The following is a 19237-nucleotide window of genomic DNA, read 5'->3' as shown; positions in this document are numbered from 1 at the left end:
TCAGGTTCCACAGAACGTCGCATGGACAACTTCGGTCTCTGATGGCAGGCGTTTCAGATCATCTGCATCGGGCTGATCCTCGTAAGGTCGCGCCAGAACAGTGTTCAGCCTTTGGAACGGCTCGTAATCGCCCTGAACGGCCGACTGTATCATTTGTTCAACCCGGTGATTGCGCGGAATGAAAGCCGGGTTTGCGGCGGACATTACGGTGGATGGGTCCTGCTCACGCCCTAGACGCGCGGTCCACCCTTCGGACCATTCGTCGTACGCCGCAGGATTGGTGAACTGATCACGTGCGGCATCACTGCCCAGCGCCCGGAAGGTGTTGGTGAAATCCGCTTGGTTCTGCGCCATGCGCGTCAGCAGATCCGAGATCAGTTCCAGATCGCCCTCTTCCTCGTTCATCAACCCGATCTTGGCCCGGAACCTTTTCAGCCAGTTCTGCTGCAGCAAATCCGGCATGGCGTGTACTATCCCGGTCGCCTCTTCGACGGCGGCGCCCTTGTCTTCCATCTGCTGGATCAGTGCCGTCGCCAGTTGCGCTACGTTCCAAACGGCGATGTCGGGCTGGTTGGAATAGGCATAGCGCCCCATCCGGTCGATCGAACTGTAGACCGTGTTCGGATGATAGCTGTCCATAAACGCGCAAGGACCATAGTCGATGGTCTCACCCGCGATTGAGCAATTGTCGGTGTTCATCACCCCATGGATAAATCCTACGCTCATCCATGCCGCGATCAGCCGCGATTGTGCTTCGACCACCGCACGCAGCAGGCCCATCGGACCGTCCGCATCCGGGTAGTGACGGTCTATTGCGTATTCCGTCAGGCGGCGCAGGCTGTCCTGCTGTCCGCGCGCTGCAAAAACCTGAAATGTACCGACCCTCAGATGACTTTGCGCCACGCGGGTCAGCACCGCGCCGGGCATAGGCCCCTCGCGCAGAACGATCTCGCCGGTCTCAACCGCCGCCAGTGCGCGGGTCGACGAGATGCCCAGCGCATGCATTGCCTCGGACACTACATATTCCCGCAACACCGGTCCCAGCCATGCGCGACCATCCCCCTGACGGCTGAACGGCGTTGGACCGGACCCTTTGAGCTGGATATCCCGGCGGAGGCCATCTGTCCCGATCGTTTCGCCCAGCAGAACAGCGCGGCCGTCGCCAAGCTGCGGGTTGTAGTTGCCGAACTGATGTCCCGAATAAAGCTGCGCAATCGGCTCTGCGCCTTCGGGCAGCGTGTTGCCGGCGAAGGCTTCGGCCATCTCCTCTACCTCCCCCGGGGTGACCTTCAATACCTTCGCCAATTCCGAGTTGAATGCGATCAGGCGTGGGGCACGCACAGGTATAGGTGCCTGCCGCGCATAAAAGCTGTTGGGAAGGCGGGCGTAGCTGTTATCAAACGGGATGGTCAGGGTCATGCGGCAAACATATTCCTTGCGTAGACGAATACCATAGCGGATCGCACCTTCCCGTGCATAATCATCGCAAATGACAAGAGGCCCCATGACCGTACTAGAGATCATCGACCACCTGAGACTGGAACAACACCCGGAGGGCGGCTGGTTTCGCGAAACCTGGCGCGCGGATAACACGGGCCGCGCCACCGGCACCTGCATCTATTTCCTGCTGGCCGCTGGTGAAAGCAGCCACTGGCACCGCGTGGACGCGACCGAAATCTGGCTCTACCACTCTGGTGCTCCGCTGATCCTGTCGCTGAGCGCTACGGATGACGGTCCAGCCACCGATCACATCCTAGGTCCCGACCTTTCAAAGGGCGCACCGCAATTGATCGTGCCCGAAAACCACTGGCAGGCGGCGCACACCACCGGAGACTATACGTTGGTCAGTTGCACTGTTTCACCCGGGTTCCAGTTTGACGGGTTCGAACTGGCCGAGCCAGGGTTCGACATAGCGCGCGGATGATGCATGGATCACCGCGCCCTCATAGCGTCGCTACCTCCCGAGACCAAAAATCAGCTACAACGGCGCTCGGACACAGCAGGTCTGCGTCATCTTCTGGGCTACCTGGTGTTACTGTCCGCCACCAGCGCGGGTATCGCGTGGCGGGTCCCTCTCTGGCCGGTCCTGATCCTACCACAGGGTGTCTTGTTGGTGTTTCTGTTCACGCTTAGCCATGAATGCACCCATAAGACCCCGTTCAAGACCGGCTGGCTGAACGACGCTGTCGGACATCTTGCTTCAGTTCCAATCGCCCTGCCCTTTACGTGGTTTCGGTATTTTCACCTTGCGCACCACAAATGGACGAACCACCCGGAGAAAGACCCCGAGCTTGGCGGCAAGCCACGACCGCAGGACCGGCTGAGCCTGCTGATCTACCTGTCCGGCTGGCCCTATTGGAAAGGCATGGCACTTGTCCTGCATCAAAACGCCTTTGGTCGCATCGACGCCCCGTACTTACCTGCGCGCCAACACACCGCCATGCGGGCTGAGGCACGTCTGCTGCTGATACTCTACGCGGTCGCAGCCCTCAGCCTGTTCCTGTCACCGCTGCTCTTCTGGCTTTGGATTTTACCCGTTTTATTTGGGCAACCATTCCTGCGCCTCTACCTACTGGCGGAACACGGCCTGTGTCCGCCAGTCGCCAACATGCTCGAGAACTCGCGCACCACGTTCACCACCCGGATCGTGCGTTTTGTGGCCTGGAACATGCCCTATCACGCCGAACACCACGCGTTTCCGAATGTTCCGTTCCATCAGTTGCCCGCATTGCACGGTTGGACGCGGGACCATTTGAAGTCGACTTCGGACGGATACTCGCAGTTTACAAGTAATTATGTACGAAGCGTGAAGCACCAATCATTCAGCTAGTTGGTTGAAGGTCCGCTTTGTCGAAGTACAAAGAGCCACTGAGCAGATACAAACTGCCGTTGAAGCGGTTCTTAATCGAAGGTTGAGATGATCATGCGAAAAGGCACGTTGTAGCAAATTGGCAAGAAACATTGGCAATCCACCCAAAGTAAGCACTCCGCGATTTGGTGAGCTTCCGACTTGGTGGTCAAAGATTATCGGAATTAAGTGCCCAAAATGTGGTCGTCCTCAGCCACCACGTATGATGGCTTCAACTAATCCCCATCGCGGGCTCAATAAAACCGACTTCCACATGTACGGAGGCTGCGGAAAACTCCTCTATTTGACTGGTAGGTGGCGTGTTCGGCGGTTTTTTCTACTGGTGTTGCCCACATTTTTTGGAGTTGCGATTTTGGGGGTTTCTGTTTTTCGAAACATCAATGGCCTGAACGTTTATCGTGAGGCAAGGGAAGCTTATGAACCAAATGCATTGGGTTTCCTTTTGATGTGTGCCGCGATTTACATTGCCGTGAGTCTGCTATCGCGACTTGAAATTGTAGGAGTTGCTGAATCGTCAGAAGCGGACGTGGAGCAACTGCGATCCACCCGTTAAACTTCGAGTAATTTAGTTACTACGTAGACATTTCTGAGTTCGAGAAAACCCGTTACTCCAAGATGTTATACGTTAAATGCAGACCTTGAGGCTGGCGCAGCGAATTCACGCTTTGCCCGCAATGCGGAATCCAGGCAATCAACTGTTAACCCACCGCCCCATTACGCAACCGAACTCACAACCCCACCACCGACCAGCGCTTTCACACCTGTCGTCCCCGGACACGACGTCGGCAGCCTGCGGGCGACGCGTGCCGCCAGAAAGGCGAAGGCCTGCGCCTCGAGCATGTCGCCGTCCAGACCCACGGCCTCAACCGGTTCGACCGGACAGTCCAGCGCGACACGCAGCATCTCCATCAATACCGGATTGTGCCGCCCGCCCCCGGTGACCAGCAAGCGTGCTGGCGGTTTGGGGCAATGCTCCATCCCCTGCACCACCCCAGCGGCACACATGCCCGTCAGAGTAGCCACAGCGTCTGCATCGCTGAGCTCTTGCACCAGTTTGATCATCTCGGAAAAGTCGTTCCGGTCCAGTGATTTCGGCGGCATACGGGTGAAAAAAGGCTCGGACAAAAACAGTTCGAGCGCGCCTGTCTCGACGGTTCCGCCGCGCGCGACGGCTCCGTCGCGGTCCATCGGCAGGCCCAGACGCGCCTGCATCAGATCATCAACCGGTGCATTCGCGGGACCAGTGTCAAACGCCAGCAACGCGCCCGGGGCTTCGGGACCATCGTAACTGGGGTCCACATACGTCAGGTTCCCGACACCGCCAAGGTTCAGAAAGCACAGCGGTTGGGTTGCTTCGATCCATTTGGCGCAGGCAAAATGAAAGAAAGGCGCCAACGGGGCACCTTCGCCGCCCATCGCCACATCATCGCTGCGGAAATCCCAGACGACCGGCACGCCCAACGCCTGAGCCAGCCCTTTCCCGTCGCCCACCTGCAACGTCCCGCGCCCGCTCGGTTCATGAGCGAGAGTTTGGCCGTGCACACCGATCAGGTCGACCTCATCGAATTCAGACAGCGCCTCAGCATGGGCCAAGGTGACAAGCTCTGCCGCGGCATCCACGTCCGGCCCGTGCCACTGCCCTAAAGCGGCGCGCAGAACCGCACGCTCTTCATCGGAGTAGGCACGATACCCACTTGGACCAAATCCCAAAATCCGGTGCCCGTCCGTTTCGACGACCGCCGCATCCACCCCATCCATCGAAGTGCCGGACATCGCGCCCAAAACCCTGATCGCACCTGTTCGTTTGATGGCCCGCCCCACGCGTATCTCTCCTGCCGAACTCCGTGGTACCGTCATGGTTGATCGGTACAGTCTGTTTAACCTGCCCGTTCAGCTAAACCCAAGGCAAGCCAGATCATACGAGGGTCGCGCTTTTTCCCGACAATTTGGTATAAGGAACACAAATCAGTTTTAGGTACATATGGCAGACACATACTCGCAGAAACAACCATCCGAAGGCCGAAACTATTTTCTGATCTTCTGGTCCGGGGCTCTGGCCACGATCGGAGGGCAGTTGATCAACCCAAATCTGGTGCTGCCCTTCCTGTATCTGGCTCTGGGCGCGCCAACGTTTTTTGCAGGAATGCTTCTGCCCTTTGTCACCGGATCGCGCCTGATTGCCGAGATCTTTGTAGCGCCCTTCATCAATCGGGCAACCCGCGCCAAGCTGGCCGTCTACGCACCGAACCTTTTGACGGCCGCAGTATTGGCGGCGGTGGCCCTGTTTTCAACAAAACTGCCCAGTGTGATGATCGTACTGCTGTTCCTGACCACCGCGATGGTCCTGGGATTGTGCCAGGGGATCACCAGCCTTGGAACCAGCCAGATCTACGGCATTTCAGTCCCCGAAGCGAAACGGAATCGGATGGTGTTTGCGCAGGCCACCATCTCGGGCGTTTTGGCCATCATCGTTGTTCTGATCACGCGCGACCTGCTGTCCGGGGACCAACCGATGCAGCGCCACATCGTCGTTCTGTGGTGCGGCGTGATTGCCATTTTTGCCGCAGGTGTTGCCTTTGCAGGGGTGCGACTGCTTGAGGATGAACAGCGCGCCCCTTTGCCGGAGCCGAATAAAAATCCCAAACCCCTGGCCGAGTTGGCGACCGGATTCAAAACCGGTATGGCTTATCCGTGGTATCGCAAGTTTCTTTCGGCCCGACTGATCTTTGTATCGGTCGAGCTGGCGATGCCCTTCTACACGATCCATGCTGCGACGCTGCATATGGGGACCAAGCATTCGCTTAGCTATTTTGTCATAGGGGCCAGCCTTGGAATGGTGATCGGTTCGCTTTTGTGGGGATGGCTCAGCGATCGTGTCTCGGTCAAACCCGTGATGTGGCTGGGATGCCTGATCGCCGCAATCTCGGCCCTGTTGGCGCTTGGCTTTACGTTCCTCGGCTACGCTCAGAACGTCTGGGTCTACGCGCTGGTGATCCTGCTGCTATCGTTGGGCGGGAATGGGGTGATCTATGGGCGCTACCTGTATCTCATTCAGATGAGCGTTGAAAAAGAGCGCCCCTACCTGGTTGCACTAGGGGATGTCAGCGCTGGCCTCGTTGGAATTGTTTTTGCTGCGATCCTTGGCGCAGTCGCACATCTGCATGATCCGATCACGCCGATTGTTGTCCTTGTGGTGTTGAACACAATCGCAATGTTCTATGCCTTCCGCCTGCCCCCGGTCAAAAGCTGACACAGCCCACGTTTTCTTGGAAATGGTGCCTTTTCCTTACCCAAAGCGCCGCCTATACAGTGCCCCGCAACATAAACCCAAAGGGCACGATATGACCTACCACCCCAAATCGGATTTCATCGCCACGATGATCGAGCGCGGCTTTCTCGCCGACTGCACCGATTATCAGGGCCTTGACGAGGCGCTGATCAGTGGGTGCAAACCGGCTTATATCGGCTTTGATGCGACGGCCAAGTCGTTGCATGTGGGCAGCCTGATCCAGATCATGATGCTGCGCTGGTTCCAGAAAACCGGCCACCAGCCAATCACTCTGATGGGAGGCGGTACCACCAAGGTGGGCGACCCGTCGTTCCGTGCGGATGAGCGCCCCCTGCTGGGCCCCGAACAGATCGACGAGAACATCGCCGGCATCAAAAAGGTGTTCTCGGCCTATATCGACTATGACAGCGATGCCGAAAACAAGGCTTTGATGCTGAACAATGCCGAATGGCTGGATGGCCTGAACTACCTTGATTTCCTGCGCGATATCGGGCGCCATTTCTCGGTCAACCGGATGCTGGCGTTTGAATCGGTGAAATCACGGTTGGATCGCGAGCAATCGTTGAGCTTCCTTGAGTTCAACTACATGATCCTGCAGGCCTATGATTTCCTTGAGCTGAACCGCCGTTACGGCTGCGTCCTGCAGTTGGGCGGCTCGGACCAGTGGGGCAACATCGTCAACGGTATCGACCTGACGCGACGGGTACTGGATCATGAGATCTACGGCCTGACTTCGCCGCTTCTGACCACCAGCGACGGCAAGAAGATGGGCAAGTCGCAGGACGGTGCGGTCTGGCTGAACGCCGAGATGCGCTCGCCTTACGAATTCTGGCAGTTCTGGAGGAATACGACTGACGCGGATGTTGGCCGTTTCCTGAAGCTTTACACCGAACTGCCGGTGGATGAGTGTGACCGACTGGGCGCGCTGCAAGGGTCCGAGATCAACGAGGCCAAGATCGGCCTCGCCAACGAAGTCACCGCCCTGCTGCACGGAACTGAGGCTGCGGTCAACGCCGAGGCCACGGCCCGTGAAGTGTTCGAAAAAGGCGGTGTTGGGGACGATCTTCCGACCCTGACCCTCAGCGCGGATGAATTGGGCGACGGCATGTCCATCGTGCAAGTCATCGTGAAATCGGGTCTGGCAAAGTCCGGTAAAGAGGCCAAACGGCTGATCGCGGAAAACGGTGCCAAGTTGGATGACGCTCCGTTGACGGATGCCGGGTTGATGATCGACGCAGGTGCTCTGTCGTCGCCAATCAAGCTGAGCGCAGGTAAGAAGCGCCACGCGTTGGTTCAACTGGGTTAGCGGGCCAGTCACCATGAAGTAAACGAAACGGCCACCCTTTGCGGTGGCCGTTTTTTGTTTTAGGTATCGGCTAAGCTTAGACTCGCCCTTGCGAGAACTGCGTCACCTTTCGTCATCGTGGGCATTGTTACCCTGGCTTGGGCTATTGCCTTCAGGCCCGTTGCCTCCACCGTTGTTCCCTTTACTGCCGCCCTTGCCGCCGCCTTTGCCGCCACCTTTACCGTCGCCGCCCTTGCCACCGCCTTTGCCGCCACCTTTACCGTCGCCGCCTTTGCCGCCGCCACCTTTGCCGCCGCCGCCTTTGCCGCCACCTTTGCCGCCGCCCTTGCCGCCACCTTTACCGTCGCCGCCCTTGCCGCCACCTTTACCGTCGCCGCCTTTGCCGCCACCTTTGCCGCCGCCACCTTTGCCGCCGCCATCGTTGCCGCCGCCGCCTTTGCCGCCGCCTTTGCCGCCGCCCTTGCCGCCACCTTTACCGTCGCCGCCTTTGCCGCCGCCTTTGCCGCCGCCATCGTCATTGCCGCCGCCGTCATTACCGCCGCCGTCATTACCGCCGCCGTCATTACCGCCATCGTCATTGCCGCCGCCGTCATTACCGCCGCCGTCATTACCGCCGCCGTCATTACCGCCGCCGTCATTACCGCCGCCGTCATTACCGCCGCCGTCATTACCGCCGCCATCATTGCCGCCGCCATCGTTGCCGCCTGGGCTGTCGCTTCCGCCACCGCCGCCTGGGCTACTGCTTCCGCCACCGCCGCCTGGGCTACTGCTTCCGCCACCGCCGCCTGGGCTACTGCTTCCGCCACCGCCGCCTGGGCTACTGCTTCCGCCACCGCCGCCTGGGCTACTGCTTCCACCACCGTTGTTGTTGCCTCCGGTAGAACCGCTGCTAGTATCGCCAGAACCAGACTCACCGCGCGGGCTTGGGTCCGCTTGTGCTAGTTGATCGCTGTCCCGATCTTCGCCACCTCGCGCCGAATTTCCGCGGACTGAAGCTGTCTCCAAATCCGTCAACAATACGGCCAAACCCGGGCATTGTTCACCAGTAAAAGCTAGTGTTGATTCGAAATCTGACCGTGTTTGTAGCCGTTTCAAAAAACTGGGTGTCACGTGCGTACAATCACACAGCGTCTGGTAGTCGCCGGCGTTGGCTGCTATCCGCGCAGTTCTCGCGTTGCACACATCCGTCGCAGCATATGCAGAGGTTACGATCATAGCTCCTATCAATGGAGAGGCTGCCAATGCCGAAACAGTGGATTTCAGTTTAATTCGCATCACTTAGCTCCTTGCGCCTTACTACCCAGGTGCATCAGGGTCTTCGGTTACACTGTGGGAGCCGCAAATGAAGCGCAGGTAAGTTCCCGCTAAAGATGCGTTAATGAAGGCTCGCCACAACTCGTTACAATGATCACGGCACTAGTTGTGACGATCTCTTGACGTGAATATACAACATCTACCCAAGCCGCCAAGTTAAATGAGGCGGAAAATTGTCAACGTCTTGAGAGGTCGCCATAATGCAACTGTCAAATTCAGCCGTAGTCGTCACGGGTGGCGCTTCGGGTCTGGGCGAGGCCACCGCCTGTCATTTCGCCGAACACGGTGCACAGGTTACAATCCTGGATCGCGACGCCGAGAGTGGCCCTAAGGTTGCCGAAGACATCGGCGGGCATTTCGCACAGACGGATGTGACAGATGAAAACTCTGTAGCGGCGGCAATCGAGCACGCAAAGAGCAAGATGGGCCGTATCACGGCCACTGTGAACTGCGCCGGGATCGCCTATGGGATCAAGACAGTCGGCAAGGATGGCCCCCACCCTTTGGACGCGTTTCAGCGCACAATCGACATCAATCTGTTGGGTACGTTCAATGTCTCGCGCCTGGCCGCAGCTGAAATGGCTAAGAACGAACCCGAACCGGACGGCGCGCGCGGGGTGATCATCAACACGGCCTCAATCGCAGCCTTCGACGGACAAAAAGGACAGGCGGCCTATGCAGCCTCGAAAGGCGGTGTCGTGGGAATGACGCTGCCAATGGCGCGCGATCTGGCCTCAACCGGCGTTCGCGTGATGACCATCGCTCCAGGGATTTTCATGACGCCGATGCTGGCGGGCCTGCCTGAGGAAGTTCAACAACAACTGGCGGCAGATGTCCCCAACCCTGCTCGCTTGGGTGATCCGAAAGAATACGGGCGGTTGGCCGGTTTCATTGTCGAGATGGGCTACTTGAACGGAGAAGTCATCCGCATCGACGGAGCCCTTCGTATGCGTTAAGCCTGTCCCATGACAGAGCGGGAAAAGATGCAGTCCGGGCAGTGGTATAACTGCCTGGACTCGGAACTTGAGGCGCTGCGTACCCTTGCCCGGCAAGCAGTCCACGCACACAACACCTGCCCGCCTGACGCCCGTGGTGCCATGGCACCCGAGTTGCTGGCGTTGTTCGCTCGCGTCGGGCCGGATTGCTTACTCGAGGCTCCGTTTCATTGCGCCTACGGGCTAAACATCCACCTCGGCGCGCGGGTCTATTTCAACGCGGGCTGCGTAATTCTGGACACCGCGCAGGTTCGGATCGGTGATGACACGATGTTCGGCCCGCATGCCCAGATCTTCTGTGCTCAGCACGCCAAAAACCCGGCAGAACGCGCACAAGGTTTGGAAATCGGGATACCGGTGACCATTGGCCGAAACGTCTGGGTTGGCGGAGGTGCCATCGTGATGCCCGGCGTCACCATCGGCGACAACGCCATTATTGGCGCAGGCAGCATTGTAACCAAAGACGTCGCGGCCGGAGAAACGGTTGTCGGCAACCCGGCCCGACCATTGACGCGCCGCTAGGCGCCTTCGGCCTTTTCCTCAAGCACCAGCCACTCTTCTTCGGCGGCGGCCAGTTTCTCTTGCCGTTCGACCAGCGCCTCAGTCGCCTTCTGGAACTTGACTGGTTCACGGGTGAACAGCTCAGGATCTGACATAAGCTCTTCCAGCTTGCCGATTTCGGCCTCTAGGCGGGCAATCTCGGCAGGCAATTTCTCAAGCCGATGCTTTTCCGAGAAAGACAGTCCGGATTTCGGCTGCGCTTCTTGCTTTTGCTTTGACTTCGAAGTCTGTGCTTTTTCAGCTTTCTTTTCGGCAACGTCACCCCGTTGCGCGATGTAGTCCGACCATCCGCCCGCATAGACGGTCGCGCGGCCATTGCCCTCCATGGCAATCGTTGTGGTGGCAACTCGGTCCAGAAAATCCCGATCGTGGCTGACCAGCAGGACGGTGCCGTCATAGTCGTCCAGCAGTTCCTGCAACAGGTCCAGCGTTTCAACGTCCAGATCGTTGGTCGGTTCGTCCAGCACTAAAAGGTTCGACGACTTGGCCAACAGTTTCGCCAACAACAAACGCGCTTTTTCACCACCTGACAATGACTTAACGGCCGCTCTTGCCTGCGCATCATCAAACAGGAATTCCTTGAGGTAGCCGACCACGTGTTTTGGCTGACCCCCAACCATCACCTGATCCGCTTTGCCGGAAACCCGCATTTCGGGATCGCCTGTCAGGCTATCCCACAGGGTCATTTCGAGATCCAGCTGCGCGCGAGCCTGGTCGAAAACCGCGATTTCAAGATTGGTGCCCAGCGTCACTGTTCCTTCGTCGGGCTGTTCCTGACCCAGCAACATTTTGAGCAGGGTTGTCTTTCCCACACCGTTCGGTCCGACAAAGGCAACGCGATCTCCACGCTGCGCCAACAGATCTAAGTTCCGAACGATCTGCTGCGCGCCAAAAGACTTGGACAACCCCTTGGCTTCAATCACTTTTCGTCCAGACTTTGGCCCACCTTCCAGCGACATTGCCGCTGATCCCTGACGTTTGATCTGCGCGGCCTTTTCAGCGCGCAAAGCCTGCAAAGCCCGCACCCGGCCTTGATTTCGCTTGCGCCGAGCACTGATACCTTCGACCGCCCATTTGGCTTCAGATTTGATCAGACGATTCAGCTTGTGACGCTGTTGATCTTCTTCTTCCCAAATCTTGTCGCGCCAGGTTTCAAAAGCCTCAAACCCTTGCTCCTGCCGCCGTACCATGCCGCGGTCGATCCACAACGTCGCGCGGGTCAACGCGCGCAAAAACGCACGGTCATGTGAAATCAGAACGAAGGCTGCGCGGGTCGATCCCAGTTCGCGTTCCAGCCAGGCAATCGCTTCGATATCCAGATGGTTCGTCGGCTCGTCCAGCAGCATCAGGTCCGGCGCTTCGGCCATCAGCTTGGCCAATGCGGCCCTGCGACGCTCGCCACCCGAAGCGGTTTCAATCGGGCGGGTGGGATCGAAATTCAGCCCCTCGCCCGCGCGTTCGACCTTGTACAGCTCACCCGGCTCCAACTCGCTGGAAGCATAATCGCCCAAGGTCGCAAACCCTTCCATGCCGGGGTCCTGCTCCATGTAGCCAACAGATTTTCCGGGCGGCACCACGATATCACCCTGATCAGGCTCAACCAGACCGGCCATGACTTTCATCAGGGTCGACTTTCCTGACCCGTTTCGCCCAACCAACGCGACGCGGTCGCCCGGCTGAACCACCAGGTCCAGCCCCGAAAACACCGGATCGCCCCCGAAAGTCAGGGAAATGCCGGACATCTGCAACAAAGGAATTCTCGCCATGCCGCCAGCTAAACCGGTGGACACAAAGCGTCAACGCCCCTGTTTCACCTTTTCGAAAATACTCAAACTACCGGACCACTGCGCGCAGCAATCGTTTACGGGCCGGGGGGATCGCGCCGATCTCAAGCCCGGTGAATACATGCAGCGTATTCATATGCCGATCCACCACCGCATGATCACTGACCCAACCGCCCATCATCAGATAGGTGCGCAACAATGGAGGCATCCGCAACATAGCCTTTTTCACATCGGGCCTACGCCGCAGGCGAGAGGCAAACTTGAATACATCGGGGGCCTTGACCCGCGGCAACCAACGCTTTGGCGCCAGATGCCGTTGCTTCAACATGGCAAAGGCGTCCAGATACTCGACCGTTTCAGTTCCTGCAAAGGATGAACAGCCGAACAACATCTTGACGTTGTTCTGGTCCACGTAATTGGTCATCGCACCCCACGCGACCCGCAGGATATCCGGGTCTGTCCATTCCGGGTGAATGCAGAAACGGCCCATTTCGACCATGCGGCCGTCGAACCCTTTGAGGGCAGACAGGTCATAGAACTGGGCAGAATAACTGCGGTCAACCTCGGCCCCGTGCTCCATTGTCAGCAACCTGAAACAACACACCAACTGCCCACTGGCGCGCGAATCTTCAACAAGGACATGCGCGCAGACCGTATCAAATTCATCCCGGTCAATCTGATCCGTTCCAAATGCCAGAGTTCGCAGTTGCTGCGCCGCCTCCACATCCTGTGGGGACTGCGCCAAACGAGCCCGGTATCTGCCCTTGCCCAGCAATAATGCCATGGTCGCATCCTCCGCGGTTGCTGACCTGCTTCATGTTGCAGCGGTTCTACCACAGAACATGTGACTGTCCTGTGACCGTAGCAAGAGGCGGCGCAGACTTAATTCGCGCCCGGAATGTTCGCAGGGTTGAAGTTGCCGATATTGCCCAACAGCTGGCGCAGGAAGCCACGGTTCTGAACGCTGGATTCGGTCACGCGGCGGTCCAGTACCACCACATACCCATCCTCAAGACCAAAACGTTCGATATTCCGCACAACACCACGCTGATCAAAGCTGATCGCAACCAGTTCGCGCGACACCACTTCGGGGCGCTTCGGACCGTAATGGCGCACGCGAGAGCGGACATAGTAAAAACCCGAATCCTTCACCAGCCCGGCCGAGCTGGGCGCTCCGATGGTTTCAACAACGCTGTCGCGGGTGTCGACGCCCACTTTGATCTCTGCCAGTTGGTCAGCCGGCGGGACGTATCCGTGATTCTTGAAGATTGGCGTGCAAGCGCCAGCCGCAACCAAACAGGCCGCAAAGACAAGCCTTTTGGACGCCGGTTTCAACCTGTTCACAACCTTCAACATTTACATCCTCTTGCCTTGGGACCTTGCGGACCCTATCCGATTACATAAACCGCAGCCCCGGTTCAACACACGAAAGGGTCACGAATGACGACTAATACATCTCTGCGGGTGGCCGACCTGCCCCAAAACGCGCCCACGCCGTTTGATCTGCGCCCCGATAGCAAGGGCCTGGACGCGATCAAAACCGAACTGGGATTGTTGGGCCTGCGCAAGCTCAGCTTTGTGGGTGACGTAAGGGCACAAGGCAAACGCGATTGGATTCTTGCCGGAAAACTGGGGGCGACGGTGATTCAACCCTGTGTCGTGACGCTTGAACCCGTAACCACGCGCATCGATATCCCTGTGTCACGGGTCTATCTGAAAGACTGGCAAAACCCCGACGAGCCTGAATTCGAAATCCCCGAAGGCGATGAGACCGAAGCACTGGGCGCGGAAATTGACCCCGCATCGGTGATGATTGAGGCGCTGTCGCTTGCCCTGCCCCAATACCCACGGAAAGACGGCGCAGAATTGGAACAGGCCGGCTATACTGAGCCGGGCAAACAGGCGATGACGGACGAAGACGCAAAGCCGTTTGCCGGACTGGCGAATTTGCGCGATGCTTTGAAAAAAGACGAGTGACATAGGTCTGATTTCCTGTCATAGCAGGCCTCCAGAAAAATCGCTTGAACATGCCGAGAATCGCAGTATTTTCGCGCGCTCAACGGAATTTGGGTTGGACATTGCGGGGCCCGTCCCCTAAACGCGCGTCAAACCACTAGAAAAACGAAGAATGAAACCCGGCCAGCAGCGAATCTGCTGACCCTTAATAGACAAAGGTTGAGACCATGGCTGTCCAACAGAACAAAGTTTCCAAGTCGCGCCGCAACAATCGCCGCGCACATGACGCTCTGGTTGCTGCAAACCCGAACGAATGCGCAAACTGTGGCGAACTGAAGCGCCCGCACCACGTCTGCGCGTCCTGCGGCCATTATGATGACCGTGAAGTCGTCGCTCAGGCCGACGAAATCGACCTGGACGAAGACGCGGCCTAAGCCTCATAACTCGTAGGCTAAGGCATGACGGAACAGCCCACGCAAGCCGGACGGATTACCATCTCGGTTGACGCTATGGGCGGAGATTCGGGGCCCGCGACTGTTGTTGCGGGCATTGCCAAATCGGCAAACAAGAACCCCGATATCGCCTTCGTTCTGCACGGGCCCGAGCAAAAGTTGCGCAAACTTGTCGCCAAACGGCGTGTCCTGCAGGGACGCGTCGTTTTTCGTGATTGCCCCGACGTGGTCACGATGGAGGACAAGCCCAGCCAGGTCGTCCGCAGCGGCAAGCAGACATCGATGTGGTCGACGCTGGAAACAGTGCGCAAAGGCGAAGCCCACGGGGCTGTTTCCTGTGGCAATACCGGCGCGCTGATGGCGCTGTCGATGATGCGTTTGCGCAAATTGCCGGGCGTGAACCGTCCGGCCATTGCGATTCTGTGGCCGTCGCGCAACCCTCAGGGCTTTAACGTGATGCTGGATGTCGGCGCCGATGTGCGGGCCGACGCCAAGGATCTGCTGCAATATGCGCTGATGGGGGCGTCTTATGCCCGCAACGGCATGGCACTGGATCGGCCCCGGATCGGTTTGCTGAATGTTGGCACCGAAGAACACAAAGGCCGGGCCGAACTGAAAGAAGCCCACGCGATGATCTCGGAATTCGCAGAGCAGGCGAATTTTGACTTCGCAGGCTTCGTGGAGGGCAGCGACATTCCCGGTGACAAGGCGGATGTCATTGTTACCGATGGCTTTACCGGAAACGTCGCAATCAAAACCGGCGAAGGCACGGCCAGCCTGATCGGTGACCTGCTGCGCGAGGCCTTTAAATATTCCCCCCTGTCCCGGCTCGCATCGGTTCTGGCCATCACCTCGCTGCAACGGTTGAAGAAACGCATCGACCCACGCCAAGTCAATGGCGGTGTCTTTCTTGGCCTCAACGGAACCGTGGTCAAATCACATGGTGGCGCAGATGCCACCGGAGTTTCGGCAGCGATCAAACTGGCCTTTACCCTGGCCGAGTCCGGTTTCGCCGAAAAATTGGCGGCACGGGTTGCATCGACAGCCCAGCTTGCACAAGATGCCGCGCACGTACCGCCAAAGGCGGGCGAATAACAATAAAGGCAGTACCCCCAAATGGCAGGCCGTTCAGTTGTTGTAGGTGTCGGACACTATTTGCCAGAGCGCATCGTTCCGAATTCCGAATTTGAAAAGACGCTAGATACGTCGGACGAGTGGATCAAAGCTCGCTCGGGAATCGAACGCCGCCACTTTGCCGCTGATGGTGAAACCACGTCCGATCTGGCGACCAACGCTGCTTTGGCCGCCCTGGCCGATGCTGGCCTGAAGGCCGAGGATATCGACGCCATCATCCTGGCGACATCTACGGCTGACCTTACTTTCCCCTCTGCCGCGACGATGGTCCAAGCGCGCCTAGGCATGACCCACGGATTTGCGTTTGACGTGCAAGCCGTCTGTGCAGGCTTTGTCTTCGCCCTCAGCAACGCCAACGCTTTGATCGTGTCCGGTCAAGCCAAACGTGTGCTGGTCATCGGCGCCGAGACGTTTTCGCACATCATGGATTGGACTGATCGGTCCACATGCGTGCTGTTTGGCGACGGTGCCGGCGCGTTAATACTTGAGCAGCAGGACAGCGAAGGAACCGCGCAGGATCGCGGCATTCTGTCGACCGACCTGAATTCTGACGGGCGCTACAAGGATTTGCTCTATGTCGACGGCGGCGTGTCGACTCAATCGACCGGGCATCTAAGAATGCAGGGCAATCAAGTGTTCCGCCACGCGGTCGAAAAGCTGGCGAAGACCGCTGAAACCGCTCTGGGGCGTGCCGGTCTGACCAACGCGGACGTCGATTGGATCGTGCCACATCAGGCCAACATTCGCATCATTCAGGGCACTGCCAAGAAAATGGGCCTGCCGATGGATAACGTTGTCGTGACAGTTCAGGATCACGGTAACACGTCCGCCGCATCGATTCCCCTGGCCCTCTCAGTGGGCAAACAACGGGGCCAGATCAAGACCGGGGATCTGATCGTGACCGAGGCTATCGGCGGCGGCCTGGCATGGGGCGCAGTGGTTCTGCGCTGGTAACCGGCGCAAAACGGCTTACACAGCCTCGTGCAATTCATTGATATTGACAGCGAATTTGCCATCACCATATTCTCTGATATCAACAGGGGAAATGGTATGGGCGAAAAAACACTGACGCGAATGGATCTGAGCGAGGCAGTTTTCCGCGAGGTTGGCCTTTCACGCAATGAAAGTGCGCAGCTTGTCGAAAGCGTCTTGAACCACATGTCGGACGCACTGGTCCAAGGTGAACAGGTCAAGATTTCATCGTTTGGTACCTTCAGTGTTCGGGACAAAACCGCCCGCATCGGCCGTAATCCCAAAACCGGCGAAGAGGTGCCAATTCAGCCTCGACGTGTCCTGACATTCCGCCCGTCGCATCTGATGAAGGATCGCGTCGCCGCAGGGAATCGCAAGTAAATTCGGGACGGAACGGTCATGAGCAAGTCCCCCGACGCCTTTCGCACAATAAGTGAAGTTGCGGACTGGTTAGGCGTTCAGGCTCATGTCCTGCGCTTCTGGGAAAGCCGTTTTAGCCAAGTCAAACCCGTCAAACGCGCGGGTGGCCGCAGGTATTACCGGCCAAATGATATGCGCCTTTTGGGTGGTATCAAAAAGCTGCTGCACGAGGACGGGATCACCATAAAGGGCGTCCAACGCATCCTGCGTGAACAAGGCGTGGCCTATGTTTCCTCGCTGTCGCCCAGCCTGGATGAGCCCGCCGCGCCTGAAAGCACCCCGGCAGATGATACCGTTGTCGTGCCCTTTTCCGCCAAGCCTGCCACGCCCAGCGATCAGATCGATCTGGATCTGGGCGAGCCGGCCCCGGTAGCCGAGGAAACCGCGCCGGCTGAACAAGCACCTCAGGCCGAAACGCCCCCGCCTGCCCCGCAGCAACCACAAGCAGAGCCATCACAGCCTGCGCCCGAGTATCTGGATGAAGCCCCCCTGATGGGCGGCATCGCCACACAAGCGTGGGAACGGACCGAGTTTGACGACGATCTTTTGCGTCGGATTGCACCAATCGCCAAGGACTTGCGCGCTGTCATCAACCGAATTGAGAACCGGTCGGCAGGATAAGAAAAAAGGCGATGATTTCCTCTTGCCCCCGCCGGGAAAGTCTTTATGAACACCTCAACGTCGGGCTATGGCGCAGCCTGGTAGCGCGTCCGTCTGGGGGACGGAAGGTCGCAGGTTCGAGTCCTGCTAGCCCGACCAAATCACACCGACGTTTATGGCAAACAGGCCAGATCCCGCTCTGGCATCAGGGGGGATCGAAATGACAGGTGTATGCCCAAACCAACAGATCGAGGCGATGATCGGCCTCGGTGAGATCACCGCCAGCCCCGAGGTTATCCCGGCGCAAATTCAACCCGCCAGCCTAGATTTACGTTTAGGTACAGTTGCTTACCGGGTTCGCGCATCGTTCTTGGCGGGCGAAGGACGCTCGGTCGCGGATCGTCTGGCCGAGTTCGAGATGCACCGCATCGATATTAGCGACGGTGCTGTTCTTGAAAAAGGCTGCGTCTATCTGGTGCCGCTGATGGAATCGCTGGCCCTGCCCGCCGATACCAGCGCGGTGGCAAATGCCAAAAGCTCGACCGGGCGGCTGGATCTTCTGACCCGCACGATCACCGATGGTGGCACCGAGTTTGACCGGGTACCGGCAGGCTATACCGGGCCGCTTTTTGCCGAGATCTGTCCACGCTCATTCTCGGTTCTGGTGAGACCGGGCATGCGGCTGAACCAGATTCGCTTTCGTCAAGGTCAGGCAGTGCTCAGCGACGCGGAACTGACCGCGTTGCACAACGACTCGCCACTGGTCGACGGACCGGCAGTCATTCAGGATGGGCTGGGGTTCTCGGTCGATCTGCAATTACCCGACACTGATCTGGTTGGCTATCGGGCCAAACCGCATACCGGTGTGATCGATCTGGACCGGATTGGGGAATATGACCCGCAAGAATACTGGGAAGAGGTGCGCACCACCGATGGCCGCATCATCCTGGATCCTGGCGCATTCTATATTCTTGTCAGCCGCGAGGCGGTCCATATCCCGCCCATGTACGCAGCCGAAATGGCCCCATATCTTGCGATGGTAGGCGAGTTCCGAGTTCACTATGCCGGCTTCTTCGACCCAGGGTTCGGTCATGCTGCAGCGGGCGGAGCGGGATCACGCGGTGTGCTGGAAGTACGCTGCCACGAAGCCCCCTTTGTTCTGGAACACGGGCAAGTAGTTGGACGACTCGTCTATGAGAAAATGGCTGAAATGCCTACCCAGCTTTATGGCGCCGGTATTGCGTCAAACTATCAGGGACAGGGGCTGAAATTGTCCAAACACTTCAAGGCTGTTGGTTAACATTACATGAACCGGCGCACGTTCAGATTACGCCCTGCGCCGGGCTTATCTGCTAGGCTTGACGATTGCTGTCGTCATTTGTGCCCGAGTCATGAGGCACAGCCGATCTTTGATTCGGCTTTCCCATCCGGCCCGCCACATCAAAACCCTTGTCGATTCCTTTGTTGACGACCCGCCGCATGATCTGGCGGATGATCATGTCGATGATGCGATTCATATTCATTGCTCAACTCCTCAGCTTGGCCACAACATAGGTGTTTCCAACGGCAACAAAAGGGCCAAGTT

General features: G+C 58.1%; 20 protein-coding genes and 1 tRNA gene. 14 read left to right on the top strand and 7 right to left on the bottom strand.

Annotation, left to right across the window (positions count from 1 at the left end):
* The gene (locus RUA4292_RS10765) at positions 1-1419 is read right to left on the bottom strand and encodes a protein adenylyltransferase SelO (RefSeq protein WP_058278152.1); all 1419 of its coding nucleotides are present in this window, start codon (positions 1417-1419) and stop codon (positions 1-3) included.
* Between the two features lie 85 nt (positions 1420-1504).
* On the opposite strand from RUA4292_RS10765, the gene RUA4292_RS10760 reads away from it, so the two are divergent.
* Positions 1505-1924, top strand: coding sequence for a cupin domain-containing protein (locus RUA4292_RS10760; protein WP_058277583.1), 420 nt, complete (start codon positions 1505-1507; stop codon positions 1922-1924).
* 3 nt (positions 1925-1927) lie between these two features.
* Entirely contained in the window at positions 1928-2830 is a 903-nt protein-coding gene (locus RUA4292_RS10755) for a fatty acid desaturase (RefSeq protein ID WP_058277582.1), read from the top strand.
* 753 nt (positions 2831-3583) lie between these two features.
* On the opposite strand, the gene RUA4292_RS10745 is transcribed toward RUA4292_RS10755, so the two are convergent.
* Positions 3584-4642: an anhydro-N-acetylmuramic acid kinase gene (locus tag RUA4292_RS10745; RefSeq protein ID WP_370737418.1), complete on the bottom strand. Its 1059-nt coding sequence runs from the start codon at positions 4640-4642 to the stop codon at positions 3584-3586.
* Positions 4643-4850: 208 nt separating this feature from the next.
* Between RUA4292_RS10745 and RUA4292_RS10740 the strand changes: the two genes are divergently transcribed.
* Entirely contained in the window at positions 4851-6119 is a 1269-nt protein-coding gene (locus tag RUA4292_RS10740; RefSeq protein ID WP_058277579.1) for an MFS transporter, read from the top strand.
* Between the two features lie 91 nt (positions 6120-6210).
* Entirely contained in the window at positions 6211-7464 is a 1254-nt protein-coding gene (tyrS, locus tag RUA4292_RS10735; protein WP_058278151.1) for a tyrosine--tRNA ligase, read from the top strand.
* Between the two features lie 102 nt (positions 7465-7566).
* Here tyrS and RUA4292_RS24765 read toward each other — a convergent pair whose 3' ends face one another.
* The gene (locus RUA4292_RS24765; protein WP_158507012.1) at positions 7567-8739 is read right to left on the bottom strand and encodes a hypothetical protein; all 1173 of its coding nucleotides are present in this window, start codon (positions 8737-8739) and stop codon (positions 7567-7569) included.
* Between the two features lie 239 nt (positions 8740-8978).
* Here RUA4292_RS24765 and RUA4292_RS10725 point away from each other — a divergent pair, with 239 nt between their 5' ends.
* Positions 8979-9734 carry a 3-hydroxyacyl-CoA dehydrogenase gene (locus tag RUA4292_RS10725; RefSeq protein WP_058277577.1) on the top strand — a complete coding sequence of 252 codons (756 nt, stop codon included), beginning with the start codon at positions 8979-8981 and terminating at the stop codon, positions 9732-9734.
* 9 nt (positions 9735-9743) lie between these two features.
* Positions 9744-10295: a sugar O-acetyltransferase gene (locus RUA4292_RS10720; protein ID WP_058277576.1), complete on the top strand. Its 552-nt coding sequence runs from the start codon at positions 9744-9746 to the stop codon at positions 10293-10295.
* Here the strand turns inward: RUA4292_RS10720 and RUA4292_RS10715 are convergent.
* The 3 genes from RUA4292_RS10715 to RUA4292_RS10705 form a co-directional block, all read right to left on the bottom strand.
* Positions 10292-12100, bottom strand: a complete 1809-nt coding sequence (locus RUA4292_RS10715; RefSeq protein ID WP_058277575.1) for an ABC-F family ATP-binding cassette domain-containing protein — start codon at positions 12098-12100, stop codon at positions 10292-10294. The genes RUA4292_RS10720 and RUA4292_RS10715 overlap by 4 nt on opposite strands.
* Before the next feature lie 67 nt (positions 12101-12167).
* A complete protein-coding gene (locus RUA4292_RS10710; protein WP_058277574.1) occupies positions 12168-12902 on the bottom strand; it encodes a GNAT family N-acetyltransferase in 735 nt (244 codons plus the stop codon).
* A 98-nt stretch (positions 12903-13000) separates the two neighbouring features.
* A complete protein-coding gene (locus tag RUA4292_RS10705; protein WP_058274497.1) occupies positions 13001-13474 on the bottom strand; it encodes an outer membrane protein assembly factor BamE in 474 nt (157 codons plus the stop codon).
* Between the two features lie 84 nt (positions 13475-13558).
* On the opposite strand from RUA4292_RS10705, the gene RUA4292_RS10700 reads away from it, so the two are divergent.
* From RUA4292_RS10700 to RUA4292_RS10665, 8 genes are all read left to right on the top strand, one after another.
* Positions 13559-14095 (top strand): YceD family protein, encoded by a 537-nt coding sequence (locus RUA4292_RS10700; protein ID WP_058274498.1) that lies wholly within the window; start codon positions 13559-13561, stop codon positions 14093-14095.
* A 206-nt stretch (positions 14096-14301) separates the two neighbouring features.
* Entirely contained in the window at positions 14302-14508 is a 207-nt protein-coding gene (gene rpmF, locus RUA4292_RS10695) for a 50S ribosomal protein L32 (RefSeq protein WP_037316137.1), read from the top strand.
* A 24-nt stretch (positions 14509-14532) separates the two neighbouring features.
* Entirely contained in the window at positions 14533-15621 is a 1089-nt protein-coding gene (gene plsX / locus RUA4292_RS10690; RefSeq protein WP_058277573.1) for a phosphate acyltransferase PlsX, read from the top strand.
* A gap of 21 nt (positions 15622-15642) precedes the next feature.
* A complete protein-coding gene (locus tag RUA4292_RS10685) occupies positions 15643-16614 on the top strand; it encodes a beta-ketoacyl-ACP synthase III (RefSeq protein WP_058277572.1) in 972 nt (323 codons plus the stop codon).
* A 96-nt stretch (positions 16615-16710) separates the two neighbouring features.
* Positions 16711-17013 carry an integration host factor subunit alpha gene (gene ihfA / locus RUA4292_RS10680; protein WP_058274526.1) on the top strand — a complete coding sequence of 101 codons (303 nt, stop codon included), beginning with the start codon at positions 16711-16713 and terminating at the stop codon, positions 17011-17013.
* A gap of 18 nt (positions 17014-17031) precedes the next feature.
* Positions 17032-17673, top strand: a complete 642-nt coding sequence (locus RUA4292_RS10675; RefSeq protein WP_058277571.1) for a MerR family transcriptional regulator — start codon at positions 17032-17034, stop codon at positions 17671-17673.
* A gap of 61 nt (positions 17674-17734) precedes the next feature.
* A tRNA-Pro gene (locus tag RUA4292_RS10670) sits at positions 17735-17811 on the top strand.
* Positions 17812-17872: 61 nt separating this feature from the next.
* A complete protein-coding gene (locus RUA4292_RS10665; RefSeq protein ID WP_058278150.1) occupies positions 17873-18952 on the top strand; it encodes a 2'-deoxycytidine 5'-triphosphate deaminase in 1080 nt (359 codons plus the stop codon).
* Between the two features lie 52 nt (positions 18953-19004).
* Here the strand turns inward: RUA4292_RS10665 and RUA4292_RS24760 are convergent, their stop codons facing one another.
* A complete protein-coding gene (locus RUA4292_RS24760; RefSeq protein WP_158507010.1) occupies positions 19005-19175 on the bottom strand; it encodes a hypothetical protein in 171 nt (56 codons plus the stop codon).
* Positions 19176-19237: the final 62 nt, after the last annotated feature.

Origin of the sequence: Ruegeria atlantica, from assembly GCF_001458195.1 — a bacterium.
Classification (GTDB): Bacteria; Pseudomonadota; Alphaproteobacteria; order Rhodobacterales; family Rhodobacteraceae; genus Ruegeria; species Ruegeria atlantica.
This window is presented reverse-complemented; position numbering and strand designations above follow the sequence as displayed.